Raw genomic sequence first — 25,296 nt, 5'->3', positions numbered from 1 at the left:
CCATGCGCGAACCGGGCCTGTTAAAACCGGCGGTGCTGTGGCTGCTGCTGTTGGCACCGCTGTTTTTCAGCACCTATGGGTTTGCCACGTGGGTCACCAGCCAACGCAGCGATGTCGGCACGATGGTGTTTGGCTGGGAAACCCATATCCCGTTCTGGGCCTGGACCATCGTCCCCTACTGGTCGATTGATCTGCTCTACGGCTTCTCCCTGCTGCTGCCCTCTACTCGCCATGAGCTGAAACAACACGCCCTGCGCCTGCTGACGGCCCAAGTGGTTGCGGTCAGTTGCTTCCTGATCTGGCCGTTGCGCTTCACCTTTGAGCGGCCGGAACTGGACGGCGTGTTCGGCTGGCTGTTTGCCGTGCTCGCGGGCTTCGACAAGCCGTTCAATCAGGCGCCTTCGCTGCATATCGCCCTGCTCGTGGTGCTGTGGATAATGTTCCAACGGCATACCCAAGGCCTGTGGCGCTGGCTGGTCCACGGCTGGTTTGCCCTGATCGGTATTTCAGTGCTGAGCACTTATCAACACCACTTTATCGACTTACCCACAGGGGCTCTGTTGGGCTGGTTGTGCGTGTGGCTATGGCCACTGGAACACCCGAGCCCACTGTTGAGTGCGCGGCTCACGCGAGACCCGCAGCGTTGGCGGCTGGGCTTGCGTTATGGCGTTGGGTCTTTGGCGTTGGTGATCCTGGCGTTTGTACTGGGTGGCGGCTGGCTGTGGCTACTGTGGCCGGCGGTTTCCCTGGGGTTGGTGAAGGCGAGTTATTTGGTACTGGGCGCTTCGGGCTTTCAGAAACGCGCCGATGGACAACTCAGCCCGGCGGCGCGCTGGCTGTTTGCGCCTTATCTGGCTGCTGCCTGGGTCAATTCACGGCTGTGGACGCGCAAACATCCACAGCCCGATCAGGTTGTGGATAACGTTTGGCTGGGGCGGATTCCCACAGGCAGCGAGCTGGGTTCGTTCAAGGCCATTGTCGATCTCTGCGCCGAGCTGCCCCTTGATCCACAGGGCCGAGCCTATTACAGCGTGCCCGTCCTGGACCTGACCGCCCCCACTACCGCGCAATGCCTGGATGCGGCGCAAGCCATCGAACGCCTGCGCCAACACGGGCCGCTTCTGGTGTGTTGCGCCCTGGGTTACTCCCGCAGCGCCACCGCCGTCGCCGCGTGGTTGTTAAATAGCGGTCGTGCGGCCACTGTCGAGGAGGCCGTGGCCATGATTCGTACAGCACGCGCCCAGGTGGTTCTGCATCCTGCCCATCGTGAAGCCTTGGAGGGCCTGTCTTATGCGCGCTGACATGGAATTACAGGTCGTCGCCAGCCTGCTGCGCCGGGGTCGTTCGCTGGATCAGTTATCCACAGGTCTGACATTACTCGGCGTATTGTTCGGCCTGGCTCAGTTGTTGATGGCCACCGTCACGCCGATCTGCCTGATTTTGAGCCTGTGGATGATTATTCTCGGCCTGCTGCAAAAGTACTGGGCGTTGCGGGTGGCCTTTGACGCCGACCTGTTCGCGCTGCTGGCCCGTAATAAAGACCGCACACCCGACCTCGACCAAACCCTGCAAAGCCTCGGCCTGCAACCGGCCAGCCGCGCCGCTCGGCCCTGGACCGAGCGCCGTCGTGGCGCCCTCAAACTATTGCGCAAGCAAGTGTACCTGCTGGCCGCGCAAGTGCTGCTCACATTGGCCGTCATCCTGGCCAGCCCCTGGCTGCCCTTCGCTGGATAAGGAATCCTTATGTTCGAACCCGTGGTCGCCACCCTGATTACCTCCATGGCCCGCACCGTCACCGGCGCCCGCAGCCTATGGCTCGGTTGCGCGCCGGTCCCGGTGCAACGCATCTATTTTGCCAACCACAGCAGCCATGGCGACTTCGTGTTGCTCTGGGCATCGTTACCGCAGCACCTGCGCAAATTCACGCGCCCGGTGGCCGGCAGCGACTACTGGAACAAGAGCGCCCTGCGTCGCTACATCATCAGCCGCGTGTTCAACGGCGTACTGATCGACCGAGAGCGCAAGGACCCTGTGGATAACCCTTTAGCGCCCATGCTCGCTGCACTGGAAGGCGGCGACTCGCTGATCATCTTCCCGGAAGGGACACGCAACCTGGAAGACGGCCTGCTGCCGTTCAAGAGTGGCCTGTATCACCTGGCGAAAAGTTACCCACAGGCTGAGTTGATCCCGGTGTGGATCGCCAACCTCAACCGCGTCATGCCCAAGGGCCGCGTCCTGCCGCTGCCGTTGCTGTGCACCACCAGCTTCGGCGTGCCGCTGCAACTGGAAGACGGAGAAGACAAAGCCTTGTTCCTCGCCCGTACCCGCGACGCCTTGCTCGCCCTCGCCCCGGAGCATTCCTGACATGAATAGCCAAACCTTGATGTTGTTCGGCGGGATCGGCGCGATTCTGGTGCTGGCCTCGCTGATCGGTCTGATCCTCAAGTTGCGTACACGTGGCACCCCGAATGCGGTGATCGACAACCTCAACGCCCGCATCAACGCCTGGTGGGTGATGGTGGTGCTAATCGGTATTGCCTTCTGGCTCGGCACCGGTGCGGTGATCCTGCTGTTCTACGCGGTGTCGTTCTACGCACTGCGGGAATTTCTTACCCTCACGCCAACCCGACGCAGCGATTACCCGGCACTGGTGGCCGCGTTCTACCTGGCCTTGCCGCTGCAATACCTGCTGATCTACTTCGACTGGTACGGGCTGTTCTCGATCTTCATTCCGGTCTACGTGTTCCTGCTGCTGCCGATCCTGGCCTCGTTGGGCGGTGACAGCACGCACTTCCTGGAACGCGCGTCTAAGGTCCAATGGGGCTTGATGATCGCGGTGTTCTGCGTGTCCTTCGTACCGGCGCTGCTCACCCTGGATATCGTCGGCTATGAAGGTCGCAACCTGCTGCTGATCGCCTACCTGGTGATCGTGGTGCAGCTGTCGGACGTGTTGCAGTACGTGTGCGGCAAGCTGTTCGGCAAACACAAGATTGCGCCCAACCTGTCGCCGTCGAAAACCGTGGAAGGCTTTGTCGGCGGGATCCTGCTGTCATCGCTGATCGGCGCGGCGCTGTGGTGGACCACCCCGTTCAACCCGTGGCAGTCGTTCTTGATTGCGCTGTTGATCAATCTGCTGGGGTTTGCCGGCGGGATTGTGATGTCGGCAATCAAGCGCGACCGCGGGGTGAAGGATTGGGGGCACATGATCGAAGGCCACGGCGGGATGCTCGATCGGCTGGATTCGGTGTGTTTTGCCGCGCCGATATTCTTTCATCTCGTGCGGTATTGGTGGACCTGATCTGCCTCACTGATCGTTCCCTTCCAGTGGGAACGATCAGTGCCTGTTGGGCCTCAATGGAAACGCCTGTGCAGATCCGGAAATATCAATTGCGCGAACCACACAGGCAGCCCGGGAAAGACAGAACGCGACTTCGCTGAAGGTGCTTCGACCACCCCCATCTCGATCAACGTTGTCAGTTGATCGCTCGCCACTCGGTTGTGAAGCCCAGAGAATGTTTTGAAATCCGCTCGGGGACCTTTTCCGATTTTTTTACAATTGACACTCTAAATATTGGCCAATGGTAGCTGGACGATAAGACGCTTAATGGCATTTAATCAGATTTATTTTTCCGATTTATTTTCACATCTGATTTGAGCTTTTACGGCTACGAAAAGACATCGCTCATTGAATACGCAAGACAAGTAAAAAGTGGTGGCAAGCTCTCACCGACTTAAACGCGATAACGTCTGAAACTACCCCGCTGAACGCCCCTTCCCTTTCCTTCGAAGGACATTTCCGAGAGAATCCCCAGCGCTTGTGCCCTGCCTTTTCGGCGTCTAGTCTGCGCCCGTCACTGTCAATTCAGTGACCGGGTTTAGTCGCTCGGAAAGCATTTACATTGGGCGCACAAGCGCCATCGCAAGCCTGGCGTTTTTTTCCGCCAACGCTTTATGGTGGCTGTGCGCAGGGCATCTTCGGGTGCGCCGGGTTCCCAATGTTCCGGTCGACTAACCTGCGTACAGCTGCCACCCATCGTTTAGTCGCGACTACTGGCAGCTCCAATCGCCTACATTGGAGTTATCGCAATGGTCAAAGTAACGCCCGCCCCACCTTTCGCCTTCTTTATCCCTCACCCTGAACTCAGCTTCGAAGATGCCCTCGCCCATGCCTCCGCGCTGCTCAACTGCGCAGTGGCTTGCGAATCCGCTGATCAATTGAGCGGCTCATCCCGAGCAGCGATGCACCTGGTAGAAATGGCCAAGGTGATGGTGGATAGATCGCTGGATTGCCTGCACCCTCAATAAAGCAACCTTCAGCCGGGGATGTACCCCGGCATCTTCACCGTCTGAATCGCAAAGCAGCCTGTTGATCGCCTTTGCTGTCCGTCTAACCTTCCTCCAGCCAGCCTGAGTCGCATAACCGCAAAAAACACTGGCTGCGCGGTGTATCTACGTCATCTTTTGTATCAAAGACGCGTGTAAGATATGCCGCACATAGCCAGGGATGCTCACCATGTTTGACTCGTTCAAAACGACCAGTCGCCGACTTTTCGGTGCATTAATTTCAGTGGTGAGTGTTCTGTTCGGCGCCGTCCGATGGTTGCTGCGCAGCCTGTTCGGCCAATGGCAGCCGCCACGCTGGCTGAAAGCCGTTGGCAATGGGTTGGTCAGCGTCGGCCACCAGGCTGGTGCCCACCCGCGTCAGGCCGCCGGCGGCGTGCTGGGCCTGGTGTTGTTGGCGGCCGCTGGCTTCTACGGCTGGCACTGGTACTCCAACCTGCCGCAGCCCCACACCGTGGGTTATTCGCTGCATAAGCCGAACCTGACCGACTACACCCAACAACCACCGGTTGTGGATAACTTGCAAGTGCGCTTCGCCGAGTCAGTGGCGCCGCTGCAAAACATCGGCAAGACGGTCAGCCAGGGCATCGTGATCAAACCCGCTATCCAGGGCACGTGGCGCTGGACCGATGACCGCACGCTGTTGTTCGCCCCGGATAAAGACTGGCCCATCGACGCCCACTACAGCATCGATCTGGCCAAGAACGACCTGCTGGCGGGCGGTGTCTTGCTCGACCAATACAGCGCCCAATTCTCCACCCAACCGTTCCACGCCAAACTGGCGCAAAACGAGCTGTATCAAGACCCGGCCAACCCGACCCTGAAACAGCTGGTGGCGACCTTCCGCTTTTCCCACCCGGTGGATGAAGACAGCCTGCGCAAACGCGTTTCGGTGGTCCTCGGCAAGGGCCTGGCCTATCGCGACGCCCAACTGCCGAACCTCCCGGAAATCACCTTCGACGACACCAAACTCAATGCCTATGTGCGCTCCGCCGCGCTGGCGACGCCGTTGGAAAGCACCCCGGTCAGCGCCAAGATCGACGAAGGCATCAAAGCGCGCGACGGCGGCAACGCCAGCTCTGCGCCGCTGCTGGCGGAAGTCACCGTACCCGGGCGCTATCGCCTGACCTTTACCGGTGCTGAAGTCAGCTTTGTCGACAACGAGCGCGGCGAGCCCGAGCCGGTGATGATGTTCAGCAGCTCCAGTGCGGTGGCCGATGAGACCATCGCCACTAAAGTCCAGGCCTGGTTGTTGCCGGAAAAAGCCCAGGACGATACTCAGCCCTGGAACACCAAGGATATCGACGACAAGCTGCTGGCCCGCAGTACGCCCGTCAAGCTGACCCACGTTCCCAGCGTCGAGCCCCTCAATACCCTGCACGCCTTCAAGTTCAAGGCCCCGGCCGGTCGTGCCCTGTATGTGCGGGTACCGGCCAACCTGGAAGCCATCGGCGGCTACCTGGCGAAAAATCCAACCGCCTCCCTGATCAGCATGCCGGCTTACCCGCGCACCTTGCAGTTCCTGTCTGACGGCGCCTTGCTCAGCCTCAACGGCGAAAAACGCCTGGGCTTTATGGCCCGTGGTGTTCCGGGCGCCCACGTGGAAATCGCCCGCGTGCTGCCTAACCAACTGCAGCATTTGGTGGACCAGAGCAGTGGCAGTTTTGCCCGGCCGAATTTCTCCAACGACTACTTCGACCGGATGGTGGAACGTCAGTCCCTGGATATTCCACTGTCGGCTGCCGACCCGTCGAAAACCCTCTACGACAACGTCGACCTGAGCAGCTACCTCACCGCCAACGGCGGTCGCCGAGGCATATTCGTCCTCAAGCTAAGCCCCCAGGACGACCCGGCCGAATACACCTTCGACTATTCCCGTAACAGTACCAGCGACCTGCGTTTTATCGTGGTCACTGACCTTGGGATCATCGCCAAGCGCTCCAGCGACGGCAGCCATGACGTGTACGTGCAGTCCATTGGCAACGGCTCGCCTGTCGCCGACGCCCAGGTCGATATCATCGGCCGCAATGGTTTGCCGGTCGGCAGTGGTCACACCGACGCCGAGGGCCACGCCCACTTCGCCAAGCTGGATGAACTGCGCCGTGAGAAAACGCCACTGATGTATGTGGTCAGCCGCGGTAACGACCAATCCTTCCTGCCCATTGCCCGCCAGTCCCAACAGTTGGATCTTTCTCGTTTTGACGTCGGAGGCCTGGAAGAAGACGGGGCGATTAATCGCCTCAGCGCCTACCTGTTTACCGATCGCGGCCTGTACCGGCCGGGCGAAACCGCACACCTGGGCATGATCGTGCGCAGTGGCAATTGGAAAGGCGACCTGCAAGGCTTGCCGGTTGAACTGCAAATCACCGACCCACGCGGGCTGGAAGTGATTCGCCAACCCCTGAAGCTCTCCACCAGCGGCTTTGAAACCTTTGATTTCCCCAGCAGTGAAGTCGCCCCTGCCGGTGATTACACGGCCACTCTGCAATTGATCGGCGAGAAACAGACTCGTACTGACCTGGGCAGTGTCAGCTTCAAAGTCCGCGACTTTGAACCAGACCGCATGAAAGTCAGCCTGAGCCTGCACGACACGCCTGTGCAAGGCTGGATCCCTCCGGACCAAGTGGTGGCCAAGGTCACTGCGATGCACCTGTTCGGCGCCCCGGCGTCTGGCCGGCGTGTCACCGCAAAAATGTCCCTGAGCCCGACGCTCGCGGCCTTCGATCGCTACCCTGATTACCGCTTCCGCCTCAATGACTCACTGGAAGAGGCCAACTCCGAAGACCTGGCCGAAACCACCGTCGACGACAACGGCCAGGCCGTACTCGACCTTAACCTGCAACGCTACGCCAACAGCACCTACCGTCTGCAGGTCATGACCCAGGTGTTCGAAGCCGAGGGCGGGCGCAACGTCGCCGCGCAAAGCGCGTTGTTGGTGTCGTCGGCACCGTATCTCGTGGGTGTGAAGAGTCAGGATTCGCTGTCGTTCGTTGCCAAGGACGCGCCACGTCAGGTGCAATGGCTGGCCGTAGCGCCCGACCTCACGCCAATGGCGGTGGACGGCCTGACCAGTGAAGTGGTCGAGCATCGTTATGTCTCGGTGCTGGTGAAACAATCCAACGGCACCTACAAGTACGAGTCGCGGATCAAGAACATCAGCCAGCCGGCCTCGCCTGTGGTGATGACCAAAGAAGGCGCCAAACAGGCGCTGAACACGTCCACCCCTGGCGATTTCACCCTGCAACTCAAAGATGCCAACGGCAACCTGCTGAACCAGATCGATTACAGCATCGCTGGCCGTGGCAACACCTCGCGCTCCCTGGAGCGCAACGCCGAGCTGCAACTGCGCCTGGATAAACGCAGCTACGCCACTGGCGATGAGATCGCCATCAGCATCCGCGCGCCGTACACCGGCGCCGGGTTGATCACCATCGAGCGGGACAAGGTCTACACCCAACAGTGGTTCAAGGCCGACAGCACCAACAGCGTGCAACACATTCGGGTGCCGGCAGGGCTTGAGGGCAATGCCTACGTCAACGTGCAGTTTGTGCGGGACATGGGTTCGTCCGAGGTCTATATGAGCCCGCTGTCCTACGGCGTGGTGCCATTCAGCATCAACCTGGATGCGCGGCGCATGGCCTTGAAAGTCGAAGGCCCAGCGAAGATCGAGCCGGGGCAGACCCTGGACATCAAGGTCAACACCGACCGCCCTTCCCGTGCGGTGATCTACGCGGTGGACGAAGGCATCCTGCAGGTGGCGCGCTACCAGACGCCGGACCCGCTGGGCTTCTTCTTCCAGAAACGCGCACTGGAAGTCGGTACCAGTCAGATTCTTGACCTGATCCTGCCGGAATTCAGCCGCCTGCTCAGTGGTGCAGCGCCAGGAGGCGATACGGAAAACGCCTTGGCCTCACACCTGAATCCATTCAAACGTAAACACCAGCCGCCTGTGGCCTGGTGGTCAGGACTGGTGGATCTGCCGGCCGGTGAAACGGTGCTGCATTACCAGGTGCCGGACAGCTTCAATGGCAAGCTGCACTTGTTTGCGGTGGCGGTAGATGCCGACAGTGTGGGCGTCAGCGAAGCCAACACCGAAGTACGTGGACCGTTGGTGATCACGCCGAACGTGCCGGCTTTTGTGGCGCCGGGAGATGTGTTCAGCGTCAGCGCCGGGGTATTCAGCAACCTCGAAGCGGCAGCGGATGTGAAGTTCGAATTGCAGACCAGTGACGGCCTGCAAGTCCAGGGCGACAAGGCCAGTACGCTGGCGCTGCAACCGCGCAAGGAAGGCGTCGCCGAGTTCAAGATCAAGGTCCTGGAAAACCTCGGTTCGGCGGACTTGCGTTTCGTCGCGGTGCTGCCTGATGGCAAGCGTATCCAGGTGGCGGAAACCACCTCGATCCGGCCGTTGAGCGAACATCGGGTCGCCCTGAGCCTGGGTCGTTTCGACACTGCCAGCAAAGAGCTGAAACCCACCCGCCAGCTGTACACACAGCTGCGGGACGTGCAATTGGGCGTGGCCGCCTCGCCGCTGGTGTGGGCTAACGGTCTCAAGCATTACCTGGATGACTATGGCTATGCCTGCACCGAGCAACTGGTCTCCAAGGCCATGCCGGCGTTGATCTGGGGCGGTAACGCGCCTGAGGCCGAACAGGCCTTCAGCGGCGCGGTACGTATGCTTCGTCAGCGGCAAAACCAGGCCGGCGGCTTCGGTTTGTGGGCGGCCAACCCGGATGTAGCGCCGTACGCCAGCCTGTACGCCACCGACTTCCTGATCGAAGCCAAGGAACGCGGCCTGCCGGTGCCGGAAGACGTGTTGGTGCGTTCCAACGCCTACCTCACCGACCTGGCCAACGGCCCGAGCGAAGGCCTGTCGGAATTGCGTAATCGCGCCTACGCCAGTTACCTGTTGAGTCGTCAGGGGATTCTGGTCAGCGGCGCCTTGAGCGATATCCGCGAGCGCTATGAAAGCTACTTCAAAGACACCTGGCAGAACGACATTGGCGCCGCGTACCTGGCCGCCAGCTACAAGTTGCTCAAGCAGGATCCCCAGGCCGATGCGCTGTTCCGCAAGGTCCCATGGCGTTCATTGACCGATAAGTGGGACAGCGACGGCCTGTATTACGACCCGTTGGTACACGACGCCGAACACCTGCATCTGCTCGCCCGGCACTTCCCTGAGTTGCTGGACGACGTGCCCGCGACCTTGCTGGATAAACTCGGCAAGCGCCTCAACGAACAGCGCTACAACTCGCTGTCGGCGGCGCTGTTGCTGCGGGCCCTGGACAACTATGGCCAGCGTGCGCAAAGCGACATGACCCTCAAGGCCACCGCCTGGCTGGCAGACAAGCAGCAACAACTGTTGCAGATGGCCGGCCAACCGCCGCGCGCTGCCGTGCCTGGCACCACGCAAAAGCTGTTGATGGAAAAATCCGACGGCCCACCAGCGTTCTACATGCTCAGCGAAGCCGGTTTTGATCGGGGCACCACCCTCAAGCCGATCAACAAGGGCCTGGAAATCATCCACGAGTACCTCGACCTGGAAGGCAAGCCGGTGAGCAAGGTTGCGGTGGGCGATGAGTTCCTGGTGCGTCTGCGCCTACGGGCAACCGATCGGGATCAGGTGCAACAAGTGGCCGTGGTCGACTTGCTGCCCGGGGGGGTCGAGCCTGTGTATAACTTGCCGCCAGAACCTGAAGCCGCCAGTTCCGAAGAAAGCGAAGGCGACGATTCGGAGTACGTGGAAAGCAGCGAAGACAGCGAAGAAGCCGAGGCCTGGCAAGCGCCCATCGGCGAGACTGATCTGAGCAACTGGCAGCCGGACTACGTCGATGTGCGGGATGATCGAGTGGTGTTGTACGGCACTGCGCTGCGGGATGTGGGCACTTTCGTCTACCGCGTGCGCGCCACCAACGCGGGGATCTTCAACACGCCACCGGCCTACGCCGAAGGTATGTACGAAACTACCCTGCAAGGGCGCGGCAAAGTAGGCCAGCTTGAAATCGTCAAACCTTAAACCGCTACTGGCGACCGGGCTGGCGGTTGTAGTGATCCTTGCGGGGCTGCGCTTGTGGCCCCACGCATCGCTGGAGCAAGCGGCCACCTCTTCACGGGTGGTGCTGGCCGACGATGGCTCGCTGCTGCGCATGACCCTGGCCGCCGACGGCCAATACCGTCTGTGGCTGCCGTTGGAGCGGATTTCGCCATCGCTGGTGGAAGCACTGTTGCTCAAGGAAGACCGCAACTTCTACTGGCACCCCGGAATTAATCCGCCAGCGTTGCTGCGGGCGGCGATGGCGACCTACAGCGGCGGCCAGCGTCAGGGCGGTTCGACCTTGAGCATGCAATTGGCGCGGCGATTGTGGGATCTCAACACACGCCAAGTACCGGGCAAGCTGCAGCAAATGGTGTTGGCGCTGTGGCTGGAAGCCCGTTACAGCAAGCACGACATTCTTGAGGCCTACCTTAATCTCGCGCCCATGGGCGGCAATATCGAAGGCGCCGAGGCGGCCAGCCGGATTTATTTCGGCAAGGCGGCGGCGCAGTTGTCCTTGTCTGAAGCCCTGGCGCTGGCGGTGATTCCCCAGCAGCCGGGACGGCGCGCGCGCTTTGGGCCATCACTGCAAAACGCCCGGCTGCGGTTGATGGCCGACTGGCGCGAAACTTATCCACAAGACGCGCGTAACGACAGTTTGCTGGAGTTGCCGCTGGAAGCACGCACCCGGCAGCAGATCCCGTTTCTGGCGCCGCACCTGAGCGAACAGTTACTGGCCTCCCAGACTGGCAACGAGTTGAACAGCACCCTCAACTTGCCACTTCAGCAACTGCTTGAACGCCTGATCACCGGCTTTATCGCCGAGCGGCGCAGCAATGGCGTGGAAAACGCCACGGCTATCCTGATCGACAGTCGCGACCAGAGCGTCAAGGCGCTGGTGGGCTCGGCGGATTACTTATCCACAGGCATCCATGGCCAGGTCAACGGGGTGCTGGCGCGACGGTCGCCGGGGTCCACCCTCAAGCCGTTTCTGTATGGGTTGGCGCTGGATCAAGGGGTGATCCATCCCATGAGCATCCTCAAGGACATGCCCAGTAACTTCGGCTACTTCCAGCCGGAAAACTTCGACGGCAGTTTTGTCGGGCCACTGACGGCGCGCGATGCGTTGATCCGTAGCCGCAATATTCCGGCTGTGTGGTTGGCCAATCAGGTCAAGTCACCATCGTTGTACGGTTTGCTGCAACGGGCCGGGATCAAGGGCCTGCGGGGTGAAAGCCATTACGGCCTGGCTCTGGCGCTGGGCGGCGGGGAAATGACACCCGAGGAACTGGCAGGCCTGTACGTAATGCTGGCGGGGGATGGGCATTTGAGGCCACTGCGCTATTTGGTGGAACAGCCTCAGGTCACCGGGGCACAGTTACTCACACCCCAAGCGACCTTTATGGTGCGTGACATGCTGCGGCGCAATCCGCGCCCGGACGGCCTGCCTGCGAAGCGTTGGCGCACCGCCTGGAAAACCGGTACCTCGTGGGGGTTTCACGATGCCTGGAGCGCCGGCCTGGTGGGGCCGTATGTGCTGGTGGTGTGGGTGGGCAATTTCGACGGGCGCCCGAACCCGGAATTTATCGGCGCGAAAACCGCTGCGCCGCTGTTCTTCCGGATCGCCGACGCCTTGCCCCTGGCCTTGCCCACTGTGGCCGACAAACCGGACAAGCCGCCTACCGGTCTGATCCGCATCGACATCTGCGCCGCCTCCGGCGAACTGCCCAACCGCTGGTGCCCTCGCACCCGTAAGACTTGGTACATCCCCGGCGTGTCGCCGATCCGGGTCTCCAACCTGCATCGCCCGGTGCTGATCGACACCCGCACGGGCAAGGCCGCGTGCCCACCGTTTGATCCGCAGTACACCCGCGAAGAAGTCTTCGAATTCTGGCCCAGCGATGTACAACGGTTGTTCCGCGCCGCCGGGCTGCCACGCCGCACGCCACCCTCCGTGATGAAAAGCTGCCAGCCCAATCGCCTCGGCGACCAGAGCGAAGCACCGCAGATCCGCTCACCGCTTACGCAGGTCAGCTATCACCTGCGCCTGTCCCAGCCACAGGAAAGTATTCCACTGAGCGCCAACGCGGCCAGTGACGCACAAACCCTGTACTGGTTTGCCGACCAGACCCTGATTGGTCAAGGCCCGCCCCAGACCACCTTGAATTGGCGGCCGGGAAAATCGGGCGAGTATCGGTTGCGGGTCAGTGATGACCAAGGCCGCAGCGCCAGCCGCGGGTTGCGGGTGGAGTTTGTGCCTTAGGGTGATTGGGTCTTGAGAGCGCTCACCATCAGCGCCCGCAAGACCCGTTGCAGGGTCATGTACCAATCACGCCTTAGCGACCTGATGAATAAAACCACTGCACAAAAGAAAAACCCCCGAATATCGGGGGTTTTATCTATGTATCTGCACGCTTTTAAAGGCTTATTCCACCGTCACCGATTTCGCCAGGTTACGCGGCTGGTCAACGTCCGTGCCCTTGAGCACCGCGACGTAGTACGACAGCAGTTGCAGCGGAATGGTGTAGAGGATCGGCGACAAGGTGTCGTGGATGTGCGGCATGTTGATGACGTGGGTGCCTTCACCATTGGTCATGCCGGCCTTTTCGTCAGCGAACACGATCAGTTGACCGCCACGGGCGCGGACTTCCTGCAGGTTGGACTTGAGCTTCTCCAACAGTTCGTTGTTCGGTGCGACGGTGACAACAGGCATGTCGTCATCCACCAGGGCCAACGGGCCGTGTTTCAGTTCACCGGCCGGGTAGGCTTCGGCGTGGATATAGGAAATCTCCTTGAGTTTCAGGGAGCCTTCCATCGCCACGGGGTACTGCGCGCCACGGCCAAGGAACAGGGTGTGGTTCTTGTCGGCAAACAGTTCGGCGACTTTTTCCACGGTGCTGTCCATCGCCAGGGCTTCACCCAGGCGAGTCGGCAGACGGCGCAATTCTTCCACCAGGGTGGCTTCAACGCCTTCAGCGAGAGTGCCGCGCACTTGGCCCAGGGACAGAGTCAGCAATAGCAGACCCACCAATTGGGTGGTGAAGGCTTTGGTCGACGCCACACCGATTTCACGACCGGCCTGGGTCAGCAGGGTCAGGTCGGATTCGCGCACCAGGGAGCTGATGCTGACGTTGCAGATCGCCAGGCTGCCCAGGAAGCCGAGTTCTTTGGCATTGCGCAACGCAGCCAGGGTGTCGGCGGTTTCGCCGGACTGGGAGATGGTCACAAACAGCGTGTCCGGCTGCACCACCACCTTGCGGTAGCGGAACTCGCTGGCCACTTCGACCTGGCACGGGATGCCGGCCAGCTCTTCCAGCCAGTAACGGGCAACCATACCGGCGTGGTAGCTGGTACCACAGGCAACGATCTGCACGTTGCGCACTTTGGCGAACAGCTCGGCCGCTTGCGGGCCGAAGGCATTGACCAGTACCTGGTTCTGGCTCAGGCGGCCTTCCAGGGTGCGTTGCACCACGGACGGTTGCTCATGGATTTCCTTGAGCATGAAGTGGCGGAACTCGCCTTTATCAGCCGCTTCGGCACCATCGCGGTACTGCACAGCTTCGCGCTCGACGGTGCGGCCGTCGACGTCCCAGATTTGCACGCTTTCACGGCGGATCTCGGCGATGTCGCCTTCTTCCAGGTACATGAAGCGGTCGGTAACCTGACGCAGGGCCAATTGGTCGGAGGCGAGGAAGTTCTCACCCAGGCCAAGACCAATCACCAACGGGCTGCCACTGCGGGCGGCGACCAGGCGGTCCGGCTGACTGGCGCTGATCACGGCCAAACCGTAGGCACCATGCAATTCCTTGACGGTGGCCTTGAGGGCTACGGTCAGGTCGCTGTGGTCCTTGAGCTTGTGGTTCAGCAGGTGGGCGATGACTTCGGTGTCGGTGTCCGAGGTGAAGACATAGCCAAGAGCCTTGAGCTGTTCACGCAGCACTTCGTGGTTTTCGATGATGCCATTGTGAACAACCGCCAGGTCACCGGAGAAATGTGGGTGGGCATTGCGTTCGCACGGCGCACCGTGGGTGGCCCAACGGGTGTGGGCGATGCCCAGACGGCCTACCAGCGGCTCACCAGCCAGAGCGTGCTCCAGCTCACTGACCTTGCCCGGACGACGCATGCGTTCCAGCTTGCCGGCGTTGGTGAAGAGCGCCACACCGGCGCTGTCGTAGCCGCGATATTCCAGGCGTTTGAGGCCTTCTAGCAAAATGGCAGTGACGTTGCGTTCAGCGACTGCGCCAACAATTCCACACATGGTTTCTCTCCTAGATGACTGCCGCGCAAATCAGCGTAATGCCGCGGGCTTGAATCTGGTCGCGGGCCTCAAGCGGCAGGCGATCATCGGTAATAAGGGTATGGACGCTGCTCCAAGGCAGTTCCAGGTTGGGGATCTTGCGGCCGATCTTATCGGACTCGACCATGACCACCACTTCGCGGGCGACCTCGGCCATGACCCGGCTCAGGCCCAGTAACTCGTTGAAGGTGGTGGTGCCGCGCTCCAGGTCGATGCCGTCAGCACCGATAAACAACTGGTCAAAATCGTAGGAACGCAGCACTTGCTCGGCGACCTGGCCCTGGAACGAGTCCGAATGAGGGTCCCAGGTGCCGCCGGTCATCAACAGCACCGGCTCGTGCTCCAGTTCACTCAGGGCGCTGGCCACATGCAGCGAGTTGGTCATCACTACCAGGCCGGGCTGTTGGCCCAGCTCGGGGATCATGGCGGCGGTGGTGCTCCCACTGTCGATGATGATTCGTGCGTGCTCGCGCAGTCGCATCACGGCCGCACGCGCGATGGCGCGCTTGTAGACCGAAATGGGCTGGGCGAGATCACCCACCAACTCTTGAGGCATGGTGATCGCACCACCATAGCGACGCAGCAACAGACCGTTGCTCTCGAGGGCGGCCAGATCCTTGCGGATGGTCACCTCCGAGGTTTCGAAACGCTTGGCCAATTCGTCCACACTGACTTCACCCTGCTCGGTAAGCATGGCAAGGATATTGTGGCGACGTTGGGGTGTATTTCGTTTCGACATGATGGCTTTAAGTTTCGTTTCGAAAGATAACGAAGGAAATCAAAACCTATTGGCTCAGAATCGTCAAGCGGCAGCCATAAAATTTTTGAAACCACACAGACCAAATGTGGGAGCGGCGGTGCGACGATTCGACTTGCTCGCGAAAGCGGTGTATCAGTCAGCACAGGTAGCAACTGACAGATGGCCTTCGCGAGCAAGTCGAATCGTCGCACCGCCGCTCCCACATTAGGGATATGTTGTATTCGAGGTTGTGGATAACTCAGGTCTTTTTGATTTTTACCGGGCGCTTCCAACCGTCGATGTTGCGCTGACGTGCACGGGCCACCGCCAGCTGTGACTTATCCACATCCTGGTTGATGGTTGAACCCGCGGCAGTATTTGAGCCATCACCGATGGTTACCGGCGCTACCAACGAGTTGTTGGAACCGATAAACACATCTTCACCAATGGTGGTCTGGTGCTTGTTGGCGCCATCGTAGTTGCAGGTGATCGTACCGGCACCAATATTAGTACGGGCACCGATCACCGCATCACCCAGGTAAGTCAAATGGCCGACCTTGGCTTCCTCACCCAGCTTGGCGTTTTTCAGTTCGACGAAGTTACCCACATGAGCCCTGGCGCCCAACACACTACCCGGACGCAAGCGCGCGAACGGACCGGCATCGCTGCCCTCGCCCATGACTGCGCCATCAATGTGGCTGTTGGCTTTGATCACAACGCCTTGGCGCAAGGTACTGTCCTTGATCACGCAGTTAGGACCGATCACCACGTTGTCTTCGATAACCACCCGGCCTTCGAGGATCACGTTGATATCGATCAGCACATCGCGGCCCACGGTGACGTCGCCACGCACGTCAAAACGTGCCGGATCACGCAAGGTCACACCCAGGGCCATCAGTCGGCGAGCTTCGCGCAGTTGGTAGTGACGCTCCAGTTCCGCGAGTTGCTTGCGGTCGTTGGCGCCCTGGACTTCCATCGGATCGTGAGGCTGCTCGGTGGCAACCACTAGGCCGTCGTTGACGGCCATTTCAATCACGTCGGTCAGGTAGTACTCGCCCTGGGCGTTGTTGTTGGACAGGCGGCCCATCCAGTCAGCCAGGCGGTCGGCGGGTACCGCGAGAATTCCGGTATTCCCTTCAGTGATGGCGCGCTGGGCCTCACTGGCGTCTTTATGTTCAACGATGGCAGTAACCTTACCGTCGGCGTTGCGCACGATACGGCCGTAACCGGTAGGGTCATCCAGCTCGACGGTCAGCAAACCCATCTGGCCCGGTACCACGTGCTTGAGCAGACGCTGCAGAGTTTCCACTTCGATCAGCGGCACATCACCGTAGAGGATTAACACGGTGTCGGCCTTGATGAAGGGCACCGCTTGCGCAGTGGCGTGACCGGTACCCAATTGCTTGTCCTGCAATACGAAATTCAAGTCGTCCGCCGCCAGGCGCTCGCGCACCACATCGGCACCATGGCCAATCACCACATGGATGCGTTGCGGCTCTAATTGCCGGGCACTGTGGATAACATGTCCCAGCATGGAGTTTCCGGCAACCGGGTGCAGCACCTTGGGCAACGCCGAACGCATACGGGTGCCCTGGCCTGCGGCGAGAATTACGATTTCAAGAGACATGAATGGCTACCAATCCTGGGCGGTCCGGCTTCAGACCAAAGAAGTGTTTTGCGAAAAAAGAAAAAGGGTAGCCGAAGCTACCCTTTTTAATCAATCACACATGAGGCGCGACGGCTTAGCCACCGAACTTCTTGCGGATCTGCTGGACGGTGCGCAGCTGGGCTGCGGCCTCGGCCAGACGTGCAGCAGCAGAACCGTAGTCGAAATCTGCGCCTTTTTCGTTCAGGGCCTTCTCGGCAGCCTTGACGGCTTCCTGAGCGGAGGCTTCATCCAGGTCAGCGGCACGTTGCACGGTATCGGCAAGTACCTTGACCATGTTCGGCTGAACCTCGAGGAAACCACCAGAGATGTAAAACACCTCCTTTTCCCCGCCTAGCTTGGTCAGAGTGATCGGACCTGGCTTCAAGCTGGTGATCAACGGTGCGTGACCCATGGCAATACCAAGGTCACCCAGCTCGCCGTGCGCAATCACCATCTCTACCTGGCCGGAGAAGATTTCCCCTTCCGCGCTGACGATATCGCAATGGTATGTCATAGCCATCTGCTTGCCTCAACCTGATTAGCGCCCGTTACCGGGCGCCGGAATTACAGTTTCTTGGCTTTCTCGATCGCTTCTTCGATGCCGCCGACCATGTAGAACGCTTGTTCTGGCAAGTGGTCGTAGTCACCGTTGAGGATGCCTTTGAAGCCAGCAATGGTGTCTTTCAGGGAAACGTATTTGCCCGAAGCACCGGTGAAGACTTCAGCCACGAAGAACGGCTGCGACAAGAAGCGCTGGATCTTACGAGCGCGGGATACCAACTGCTTGTCGGTTTCCGACAGCTCGTCCATACCCAGGATCGCAATGATGTCCTTCAGTTCTTTGTAACGCTGCAGCACGTACTGAACGCCGCGAGCGGTGTCGTAGTGCTCCTGGCCGATCACGTTCGGATCCAGCTGGCGCGACGTCGAGTCCAGTGGATCGACCGCTGGGTAGATACCCAGGGAGGCGATGTCACGGGACAGTACAACGGTGGCGTCCAAGTGGGCGAAGGTGGTCGCTGGCGACGGGTCGGTCAAGTCATCCGCAGGTACGTATACCGCTTGGATAGAAGTGATCGAACCTTCCTTGGTCGAAGTGATACGTTCTTGCAGAACGCCCATCTCTTCAGCCAGGGTCGGCTGGTAACCTACTGCCGAAGGCATACGGCCCAGCAGTGCGGATACTTCAGTACCGGCCAGGGTGTAACGGTAGATGTTGTCGACGAACAGCAGAACGTCGTTACCTTCGTCACGGAACTTCTCGGCCATGGTCAGGCCAGTCAGTGCTACGCGCAGACGGTTACCCGGCGGCTCGTTCATCTGACCGTAAACCAGTGCCACTTTGTCCAGAACGTTGGAATCCTTCATCTCGTGGTAGAAGTCGTTACCCTCACGAGTACGCTCACCCACACCAGCAAACACGGAATAACCGCTGTGCTCGATGGCGATGTTACGGATCAGTTCCATCATGTTTACGGTTTTGCCTACACCGGCACCACCGAACAGACCGACTTTACCGCCCTTGGCGAACGGGCAAACCAGATCGATAACCTTGATGCCGGTTTCCAGCAGGTCGTTGCCGCCTGCCTGCTCTGCGAACGACGGCGCAGGACGGTGAATGCCCCAGCGCTCTTCAGTGTCGATCGGGCCAGCTTCGTCAATCGGGTTGCCCAGCACGTCCATGATCCGGCCCAGAGTCGCTTTACCGACCGGTACGGAAATGGCTGCGCCAGTGTCAGTGACTTCCAGACCGCGCTTCAAGCCCTCGGTGGAACCCATTGCAATGGTACGAACCACGCCGTCGCCCAGCTGCTGCTGAACTTCCAGAGTGGTGCCGGCATCGCTTTGGACTTTCAAAGCGTTGTAGATGCTCGGTACGCTGTCGCGTGGGAATTCCACGTCGATAACGGCGCCGATGATTTGAACGATACGTCCGCTACTCATAGCTGGATCCTCTGAATATTTGAACCGTTAAACCGCGGCAGCGCCGCCGACGATTTCCGAGATCTCTTGGGTGATCGCAGCCTGACGCGCCTTGTTGTAGATCAGTTGCAAATCACTGATCAAATCACCGGCGTTGTCGGTAGCGTTCTTCATCGCGATCATCCGCGCAGCTTGTTCAGCCGCGTTGTTCTCGACCACCGCCTGGTACACCTGCGACTCCACGTAGCGCACCATCAAGCCGTCAAGCAGCTCTTTGGCGTCTGGTTCGTAGAGGTAGTCCCAGTGGTGCTTGAGTTCCTGATCCGGGGTCGCCACCAATGGAATCAACTGCTCCACGGTCGGCTGCTGGGTCATGGTGTTGATGAACTTGTTGGATACCACGGACAGGCGGTCAATCCGGCCTTCCAGGTACGCATCCAGCATCACCTTCACACTGCCGATCAAATCATTGATCGACGGCTCTTCACCCAGGTGGCTGATAGCTGCAACGACGTTACCGCCGAAGTTGCGGAAAAAGGCCGCACCCTTGCTACCAACAACACACAGATCGATCTCGACGCCTTTTTCGCGGTTTACCGCCATGTCCTTGACCAGGGCCTTGAACAGGTTGGTATTCAGACCACCGCACAAACCACGGTCACTGCTCACTACCACATAACCCACACGCTTGACTTCGCGGTCGATCATGAACGGGTGGCGGTATTCCGGGTTGGCGTTAGCCAAATGCCCAATTACCTGGCGGATACGCTCCGCATAAGGACGGCTAGCAGCCATGCGCATTTGTGCCCTGCGCATTTTGCTGACCGCCACTTTTTCCATGGCGCTGGTAATCTTTTGCGTGCTTTTGATGCTCGCAATCTTACTGCGAATCTCTTTTGCGCCTGCCATGTAACACCTATCAGGTTAGCAAGCGGGAGCCTCGCGGCTCCCGCTGCGGCTTACCAGGTTTGGGTGGCCTTGAACTTCTCGATACCGGCTTTCATGCCAGCGTCGATTTCGTCATTGAAGTCACCCTTCACGTTGATCTTCGCCATCAAATCGGCGTGATCTCGGTTGAAGTAAGCAATCAGCGCTTGTTCAAAGCTGCCGACCTTGGCGATTTCGACGTCAGTCAGGAACCCACGCTCAGCGGCATACAGCGACAACGCCATGTCAGCGATCGACATTGGGGCGTATTGCTTCTGCTTCATCAGCTCGGTAACGCGCTGACCATGCTCAAGTTGCTTACGGGTCGCTTCGTCCAGGTCAGAAGCGAACTGGGCAAATGCCGCCAGTTCACGGTACTGAGCCAGAGCGGTACGGATACCACCGGAGAGCTTCTTGATGATCTTGGTCTGAGCGGCACCACCCACACGGGATACCGAAACACCGGCGTTCACAGCAGGACGGATCCCGGAGTTGAACATGGCCGATTCCAGGAAGATCTGACCGTCGGTGATGGAAATCACGTTGGTCGGAACGAACGCGGAAACGTCGCCAGCCTGGGTTTCGATGATCGGCAGTGCGGTCAGGGAACCGGTTTTGCCGGTCACTGCGCCGTTGGTGAACTTCTCTACGTACTCTTCGGAAACGCGGGATGCGCGCTCCAGCAGACGGGAGTGGAGATAGAACACGTCGCCTGGGTAAGCTTCACGGCCTGGTGGACGGCGCAGCAGCAGGGAAATCTGGCGGTAAGCCACTGCTTGCTTGGACAGATCGTCATAAACGATCAGCGCGTCTTCACCGCGGTCGCGGAAGTATTCGCCCATGGTGCAACCGGAGTACGGTGCCAGGAACTGCAGCGCAGGAGATTCCGAAGCACTGGCAGCCACGATGATCGTGTTGGCCAGGGCGCCGTTTTCTTCCAGCTTGCGAACCACGTTGGCGATGGTCGATTGCTTCTGACCAATGGCTACGTAGACGCAGAAAATGCCGCTGTCTTTCTGGTTGATGATCGCGTCGATCGCCAGAGCGGTTTTACCGATCTGACGGTCACCGATGATCAGCTCACGCTGGCCACGGCCGACAGGAATCATGGCATCGACAGCCTTGTAACCAGTCTGTACAGGCTGGTCTACCGACTTACGCCAGATCACGCCTGGAGCAACTTTCTCGACCGCATCGGTCTCGGTGTTGTTCAGCGGACCTTTGCCGTCAACTGGGTTACCCAGTGCGTCGACTACGCGACCCAGCAGTTCCTTACCAACCGGAACTTCGAGGATGCGGCCAGTGCACTTGGCGCTCATGCCTTCAGCCAAAGACTGGTAAGCGCCCAATACAACGGCACCTACAGAGTCTTGCTCAAGGTTGAGAGCCATACCGAAGACGCCGCCCGGAAACTCGATCATCTCGCCGTACATGACGTCGGCCAGACCGTGAATCCGCACGATGCCGTCAGATACGCTGACGACAGTGCCTTCGTTACGGGCTTGGGAGGTCACATCGAGCTTGTCGATGCGGCCCTTGATAATTTCACTTATTTCGGAAGGATTGAGTTGCTGCATTGCTCTGCTGCCCCTTCAAACTCAAGATTTCAATGCTTCGGCAAGGCTCGCGAGTTTGCCGCGAACCGAGCCATCGATAACCAGGTCGCCGGCGCGAATGACAACACCCCCGATGAGGGACCTGTCTTCCGCAACTTGCAGGCGCACTTCCCGGTCGAGTCGTGCACTGAGAACCTTGGCGAGTTTGTCTTGCTGTTCTTGGTTCAATGCAAAAGCACTGGTGACTTCAACGTCTACCGACTTCTCTTGCTCGGCCTTGTACAGGTCGAAAAGAGCGGCAATCTCCGGCAAAAGCGGGAGACGGTCGTTTTCGGCAACGACGTGAATGAAGTTCTGCACTTTTACATCAAACTTGTCGCCGCACACGTCAATAAACGTGGCGGCCTTGTCTGCGCTCGTCAGTCGCGGGGCCTTGAGCACGCGCTGCATAGTGTCGTCTTGCGACACTGCTGCAGCCAGGCCGAGCATGGCTGACCAAGAGGCCAGCTGCTGGTGGGCCTGGGCGTGCTCGAAGGCTGCCTTAGCGTAAGGTCGGGCCAACGTGGTCAATTCTGCCATGATCGCCCTCGCTTAAATTTCAGCAGCCAGTTTGTTAACCAGCTCCGCGTGCGCGTTTTGATCGATTGTGGCACCGAGGATCTTCTCAGCACCGCCGACCGCCAGAGCACCCAGTCGGGTACGCAGCGCGTCTTTGACGCCGTTCAGTTCCTGTTCGATCTCGGCATGAGCCGAAGCCTTCACACGTTCAGCTTCGACGCGGGCTTTATCAACAGCCTCTTCGACGATCTGATTACCGCGTTTCTTGGCTTGCTCAATGATTTCAGCTGCCTGTGCTTTCGCATCGCGCAGTTGATGGCCCGCTTTCTCTTGGGCCAACTCCAGGTCGCGAGCTGCACGGCTGGCAGCGTCCAATCCATCAGCGATCTTCTTCTGACGTTCGTGCAAAGCCGCGATGACCGGAGGCCACACGAACTTCATGCAAAACACTACAAAAATGAAGAACGCAACGGATTGGCCAATCAGGGTTGCATTAATGTTCACGCCAACACCTCGCTCATTCGTTGTCCATCACCCCAATCAACTCGAAAAATTCGAGTGATTAGCCAGCGAGTTGACCAACGAAAGGGTTCGCGAAGGTGAAGAACAGAGCGATACCAACGCCGATCATGGTCACGGCGTCGAGCAGGCCGGCAACGATGAACATTTTAACTTGCAGCATTGGAACCATTTCTGGCTGACGCGCTGCGCCTTCCAGGAACTTGCCGCCCAGCAGGCCGAAACCAATGGCAGTACCCAGGGCGCCCAGGCCGATCAACAGTGCAACAGCGATAGCGGTTAGACCAACTACAGTTTCCATCTTTCCTCCCGACTTTTACGTCGTATGGTTTAGGTTTTTTAGATTTTAAAGCGGTAAAACAAATCGTTTCATAGCCCTTTCAGGCCACCTTCCCGTTTGACCGGGAAGGACATCAGACTAGTCGAGACTGGTCTTAATGGTTCTCTTCGTGCGCCATCGACAGATAGACGATGGTCAGCATCATGAAGATAAACGCCTGCAGGGTGATGATCAGGATGTGGAACACCGCCCATGCCCACTGCAGAACTACGCCCAGGCCGCTAAGCCAGAGCAGACCGCTGCCGAACATCACAGCGATCAAAATGAACACCAGCTCGCCGGCATACATGTTGCCGAACAGTCGCAAAGCCAGGGAAATCGGCTTGGCGATCAGGGTCACGAATTCCAGCAGGAAGTTCACCGGGATCAGCAGGGCTTGAACAAAAATGTTCTTGCTGCCGAACGGGTGCAGGGTCAGTTCGCCGATGAAGCCGCCGATGCCCTTGACCTTGATGCTGTAGAAAATGATCAACGCGAACACCGACAGGGCCATGCCCAGGGTGGCGTTAGGGTCTGTGGTCGATACGGCACGGAATGGAATGTGTGCATCGCCAGTGATCAGGATGGCCAGCTGAGGAATCCAGTCGACCGGTATCAGGTCGACAGCGTTCATCAGGAAGACCCAGACGAAGATGGTCAGCGCCAACGGTGCAATCACCGGGCTACGGCCATGGAAGCTGTCTTTCACGCTGCCATCGACGAATTCGACCAATACTTCAACGAAGTTCTGCAAAGCACCTGGCTGACCGGAAGTCGCCTTCTTTGCCGCCATGCGGAAAATCAGGACGAAGATCAGACCCAATGCGACAGACCAGCCCAGAGTATCCAGGTGGAATGCCCAGAAGCCCATTTCTTTGGCTTCTGCTGCGGTGTGGGCAAAGCCCCAGCCGCCATTGGGTAGCTGACCGAAGGTCAGGTTCTGCAAGTGGTGCTGGATATAGCCCGAAGCGGTTGTTTCTGCCATGGTTGCCTCAAACGCCCTAAGGTCTCGAAAGTCTTGTTTTCATAAGCAGGGGAGCGAACCAGTTGACCAGTTGGGTCAACACGAAGACACCGAATACAGCTAGCGGCGCCAATGGCTTCACACCTGCAAAGGTCAGTGCGAACAGCACTGCCGTCAAAATCAGTTTCCCCGCCTCGCCGGCATAAAAAGACCGGACGATGGCTTGGGCTGCTCGGGCGCCGGAAAACCGAAAGGCCCTGTGAGCAAAATACATATTGGGCAGCAAGGCTATCAGGCCTCCGCAGAGTCCTGAATACCCGGCAACGACTCCATGCCAATACCAAAGCGCCAAAGTGGCAATCAATAAAATGACAAATTGGGCCACTAAAACCGGGAAAACGGCCAAGCGATGGAACGGCGACGTGTTTGGCGTGCGGGTTTCCATCACTCTTGCTCCTCAATAGTCGGCTGCCGGAAATCAATAACTTGGCATAATTTGTGCCGACAAAATGCGCGCAGAGTATAGGGGCGGTTCTGCCCCTATTCAACTGCCGGGTAGTGATTTCCGACTGCGCGCTACATAAGCAATTGTTTCAGCGGATGTGGGCAAGGACGCCCTGAAGCTCATCCAATGAGTTATATCCGATGACCAATTGCCCTTTGCCTTTCTTCCCGTGGCGAATTTGCACCGCAGAGCCTAGGCGCTCGGCCAGGCGCTGCTCCAGGCGTGCGATGTCCGGATCAGTTTTGGCCGTCTCGACCGGTGCAGGTTTGCCACTGAGCCACTGGCGAACCAGCGCCTCAGTCTGACGAACGGTGAGACCTCGTGCGACAACGTGTCGCGCCCCTTCAACTTGTTGATTTTCCGGCAAACCGAGCAATGCACGGGCGTGACCCATTTCCAGGTCTCCGTGGGAAAGCATGGTCTTGATCACTTCCGGCAAGGCAATCAGGCGTAGCAGGTTGGAAACGGTGACGCGGGATTTACCCACGGCATCAGCAACCTCCTGCTGAGTCAGCTTGAATTCCTGTTGCAAGCGCTGCAGGGCGATCGCTTCCTCGATCGGATTGAGGTCTTCGCGTTGGATATTTTCAATCAACGCCATGGCGATGGCGGTTTCATCCGGCACATCACGGACCATCGCCGGGATAGTTTCCTGGCCAGCTTGTTGGCTGGCACGCCAGCGGCGTTCACCGGCAATGATTTCAAAGCGGCCACCGCCAATCGGGCGAACCACGATCGGCTGCATCACGCCCTGGGCCTTGATCGATTGCGCCAGCTCTTCCAGTGCCTGCGGATCCATGTCTCGGCGCGGCTGGTATTTGCCTCGCTGGATCAGGTCCAGCGGCAGGTGCTGCAGCTCCCGCTGGTCGGCCTGTACCGCCTGTTCTTCAAGCGAAGTGACAGTCGGACCACTCAGCAGTGCATCCAGTCCACGTCCGAGACCTCGTTTCTTGACGGCCATGAGGA

20 protein-coding genes are annotated in these 25,296 nt (G+C 59.1%); 7 read left to right on the top strand and 13 right to left on the bottom strand.

Going from position 1 to position 25,296, the window contains the following annotated elements; all coding sequences use genetic code 11:
- Nucleotides 1–2: 2 nt before the first annotated feature.
- From J7E41_RS05605 to pbpC, 7 genes are all read left to right on the top strand, one after another.
- A complete protein-coding gene (locus J7E41_RS05605) occupies nucleotides 3–1,301 on the top strand; it encodes a phosphatase PAP2/dual specificity phosphatase family protein (RefSeq protein WP_214990732.1) in 1,299 nt (432 codons plus the stop codon).
- Nucleotides 1,291–1,734 (top strand): hypothetical protein, encoded by a 444-nt coding sequence (locus J7E41_RS05600; RefSeq protein ID WP_214990730.1) that lies wholly within the window; start codon nucleotides 1,291–1,293, stop codon nucleotides 1,732–1,734. Before J7E41_RS05605 ends, J7E41_RS05600 begins: the two co-directional genes overlap by 11 nt.
- A gap of 9 nt (nucleotides 1,735–1,743) precedes the next feature.
- A complete protein-coding gene (locus tag J7E41_RS05595) occupies nucleotides 1,744–2,364 on the top strand; it encodes a lysophospholipid acyltransferase family protein (protein WP_214990728.1) in 621 nt (206 codons plus the stop codon).
- 1 nt (nucleotide 2,365) lies between these two features.
- Nucleotides 2,366–3,298 (top strand): phosphatidate cytidylyltransferase, encoded by a 933-nt coding sequence (locus J7E41_RS05590; RefSeq protein WP_214990727.1) that lies wholly within the window; start codon nucleotides 2,366–2,368, stop codon nucleotides 3,296–3,298.
- Nucleotides 3,299–4,086: 788 nt separating this feature from the next.
- Entirely contained in the window at nucleotides 4,087–4,305 is a 219-nt protein-coding gene (locus tag J7E41_RS05585) for a DUF6124 family protein (protein ID WP_214990724.1), read from the top strand.
- Nucleotides 4,306–4,513: 208 nt separating this feature from the next.
- Complete coding sequence (locus J7E41_RS05580; RefSeq protein WP_214990722.1) at nucleotides 4,514–10,357, top strand: alpha-2-macroglobulin; 5,844 nt, start codon at nucleotides 4,514–4,516, stop codon at nucleotides 10,355–10,357.
- Nucleotides 10,338–12,638 (top strand): penicillin-binding protein 1C, encoded by a 2,301-nt coding sequence (pbpC, locus tag J7E41_RS05575; RefSeq protein ID WP_251029345.1) that lies wholly within the window; start codon nucleotides 10,338–10,340, stop codon nucleotides 12,636–12,638. Before J7E41_RS05580 ends, pbpC begins: the two co-directional genes overlap by 20 nt.
- 162 nt (nucleotides 12,639–12,800) lie before the next feature.
- On the opposite strand, the gene glmS is transcribed toward pbpC, so the two are convergent.
- The 13 genes from glmS to J7E41_RS05510 form a co-directional block, all read right to left on the bottom strand.
- Nucleotides 12,801–14,633 (bottom strand): glutamine--fructose-6-phosphate transaminase (isomerizing), encoded by a 1,833-nt coding sequence (glmS, locus tag J7E41_RS05570; protein ID WP_214990719.1) that lies wholly within the window; start codon nucleotides 14,631–14,633, stop codon nucleotides 12,801–12,803.
- Nucleotides 14,634–14,643: 10 nt separating this feature from the next.
- Nucleotides 14,644–15,414, bottom strand: a complete 771-nt coding sequence (locus J7E41_RS05565) for a DeoR/GlpR family DNA-binding transcription regulator (RefSeq protein ID WP_214991372.1) — start codon at nucleotides 15,412–15,414, stop codon at nucleotides 14,644–14,646.
- Nucleotides 15,415–15,670: 256 nt separating this feature from the next.
- Nucleotides 15,671–17,038 (bottom strand): bifunctional UDP-N-acetylglucosamine diphosphorylase/glucosamine-1-phosphate N-acetyltransferase GlmU, encoded by a 1,368-nt coding sequence (gene glmU / locus J7E41_RS05560; RefSeq protein ID WP_214990717.1) that lies wholly within the window; start codon nucleotides 17,036–17,038, stop codon nucleotides 15,671–15,673.
- 115 nt (nucleotides 17,039–17,153) lie between these two features.
- Nucleotides 17,154–17,579: a F0F1 ATP synthase subunit epsilon gene (locus tag J7E41_RS05555; protein WP_214990715.1), complete on the bottom strand. Its 426-nt coding sequence runs from the start codon at nucleotides 17,577–17,579 to the stop codon at nucleotides 17,154–17,156.
- Between the two features lie 44 nt (nucleotides 17,580–17,623).
- The gene (gene atpD, locus J7E41_RS05550; RefSeq protein WP_155582325.1) at nucleotides 17,624–19,003 is read right to left on the bottom strand and encodes a F0F1 ATP synthase subunit beta; all 1,380 of its coding nucleotides are present in this window, start codon (nucleotides 19,001–19,003) and stop codon (nucleotides 17,624–17,626) included.
- A 27-nt stretch (nucleotides 19,004–19,030) separates the two neighbouring features.
- Nucleotides 19,031–19,891, bottom strand: coding sequence for a F0F1 ATP synthase subunit gamma (gene atpG, locus J7E41_RS05545; RefSeq protein WP_169357143.1), 861 nt, complete (start codon nucleotides 19,889–19,891; stop codon nucleotides 19,031–19,033).
- A 50-nt stretch (nucleotides 19,892–19,941) separates the two neighbouring features.
- Nucleotides 19,942–21,486, bottom strand: coding sequence for a F0F1 ATP synthase subunit alpha (gene atpA / locus J7E41_RS05540; protein ID WP_169357144.1), 1,545 nt, complete (start codon nucleotides 21,484–21,486; stop codon nucleotides 19,942–19,944).
- Between the two features lie 21 nt (nucleotides 21,487–21,507).
- Nucleotides 21,508–22,044 (bottom strand): F0F1 ATP synthase subunit delta, encoded by a 537-nt coding sequence (locus tag J7E41_RS05535; protein WP_169357145.1) that lies wholly within the window; start codon nucleotides 22,042–22,044, stop codon nucleotides 21,508–21,510.
- 12 nt (nucleotides 22,045–22,056) lie between these two features.
- Entirely contained in the window at nucleotides 22,057–22,527 is a 471-nt protein-coding gene (locus tag J7E41_RS05530; RefSeq protein WP_169357146.1) for a F0F1 ATP synthase subunit B, read from the bottom strand.
- A gap of 58 nt (nucleotides 22,528–22,585) precedes the next feature.
- Nucleotides 22,586–22,843, bottom strand: a complete 258-nt coding sequence (gene atpE, locus J7E41_RS05525) for a F0F1 ATP synthase subunit C (protein ID WP_002555987.1) — start codon at nucleotides 22,841–22,843, stop codon at nucleotides 22,586–22,588.
- A gap of 133 nt (nucleotides 22,844–22,976) precedes the next feature.
- A complete protein-coding gene (atpB, locus tag J7E41_RS05520) occupies nucleotides 22,977–23,846 on the bottom strand; it encodes a F0F1 ATP synthase subunit A (RefSeq protein ID WP_214990714.1) in 870 nt (289 codons plus the stop codon).
- Nucleotides 23,847–23,862: 16 nt separating this feature from the next.
- A complete protein-coding gene (locus J7E41_RS05515; protein WP_214990712.1) occupies nucleotides 23,863–24,270 on the bottom strand; it encodes a F0F1 ATP synthase subunit I in 408 nt (135 codons plus the stop codon).
- Nucleotides 24,271–24,418: 148 nt separating this feature from the next.
- Nucleotides 24,419–25,291 (bottom strand): ParB/RepB/Spo0J family partition protein, encoded by an 873-nt coding sequence (locus tag J7E41_RS05510; protein ID WP_214990710.1) that lies wholly within the window; start codon nucleotides 25,289–25,291, stop codon nucleotides 24,419–24,421.
- Nucleotides 25,292–25,296 lie beyond the last annotated feature (5 nt).

This window comes from Pseudomonas fluorescens (assembly GCF_018614655.1).
Taxonomy (GTDB): domain Bacteria; phylum Pseudomonadota; class Gammaproteobacteria; order Pseudomonadales; family Pseudomonadaceae; genus Aquipseudomonas; species Aquipseudomonas fluorescens_BX.
The sequence above is the reverse complement of the archived record's forward strand: the minus strand, read 5'-3'. Positions and strand labels throughout refer to the sequence as shown.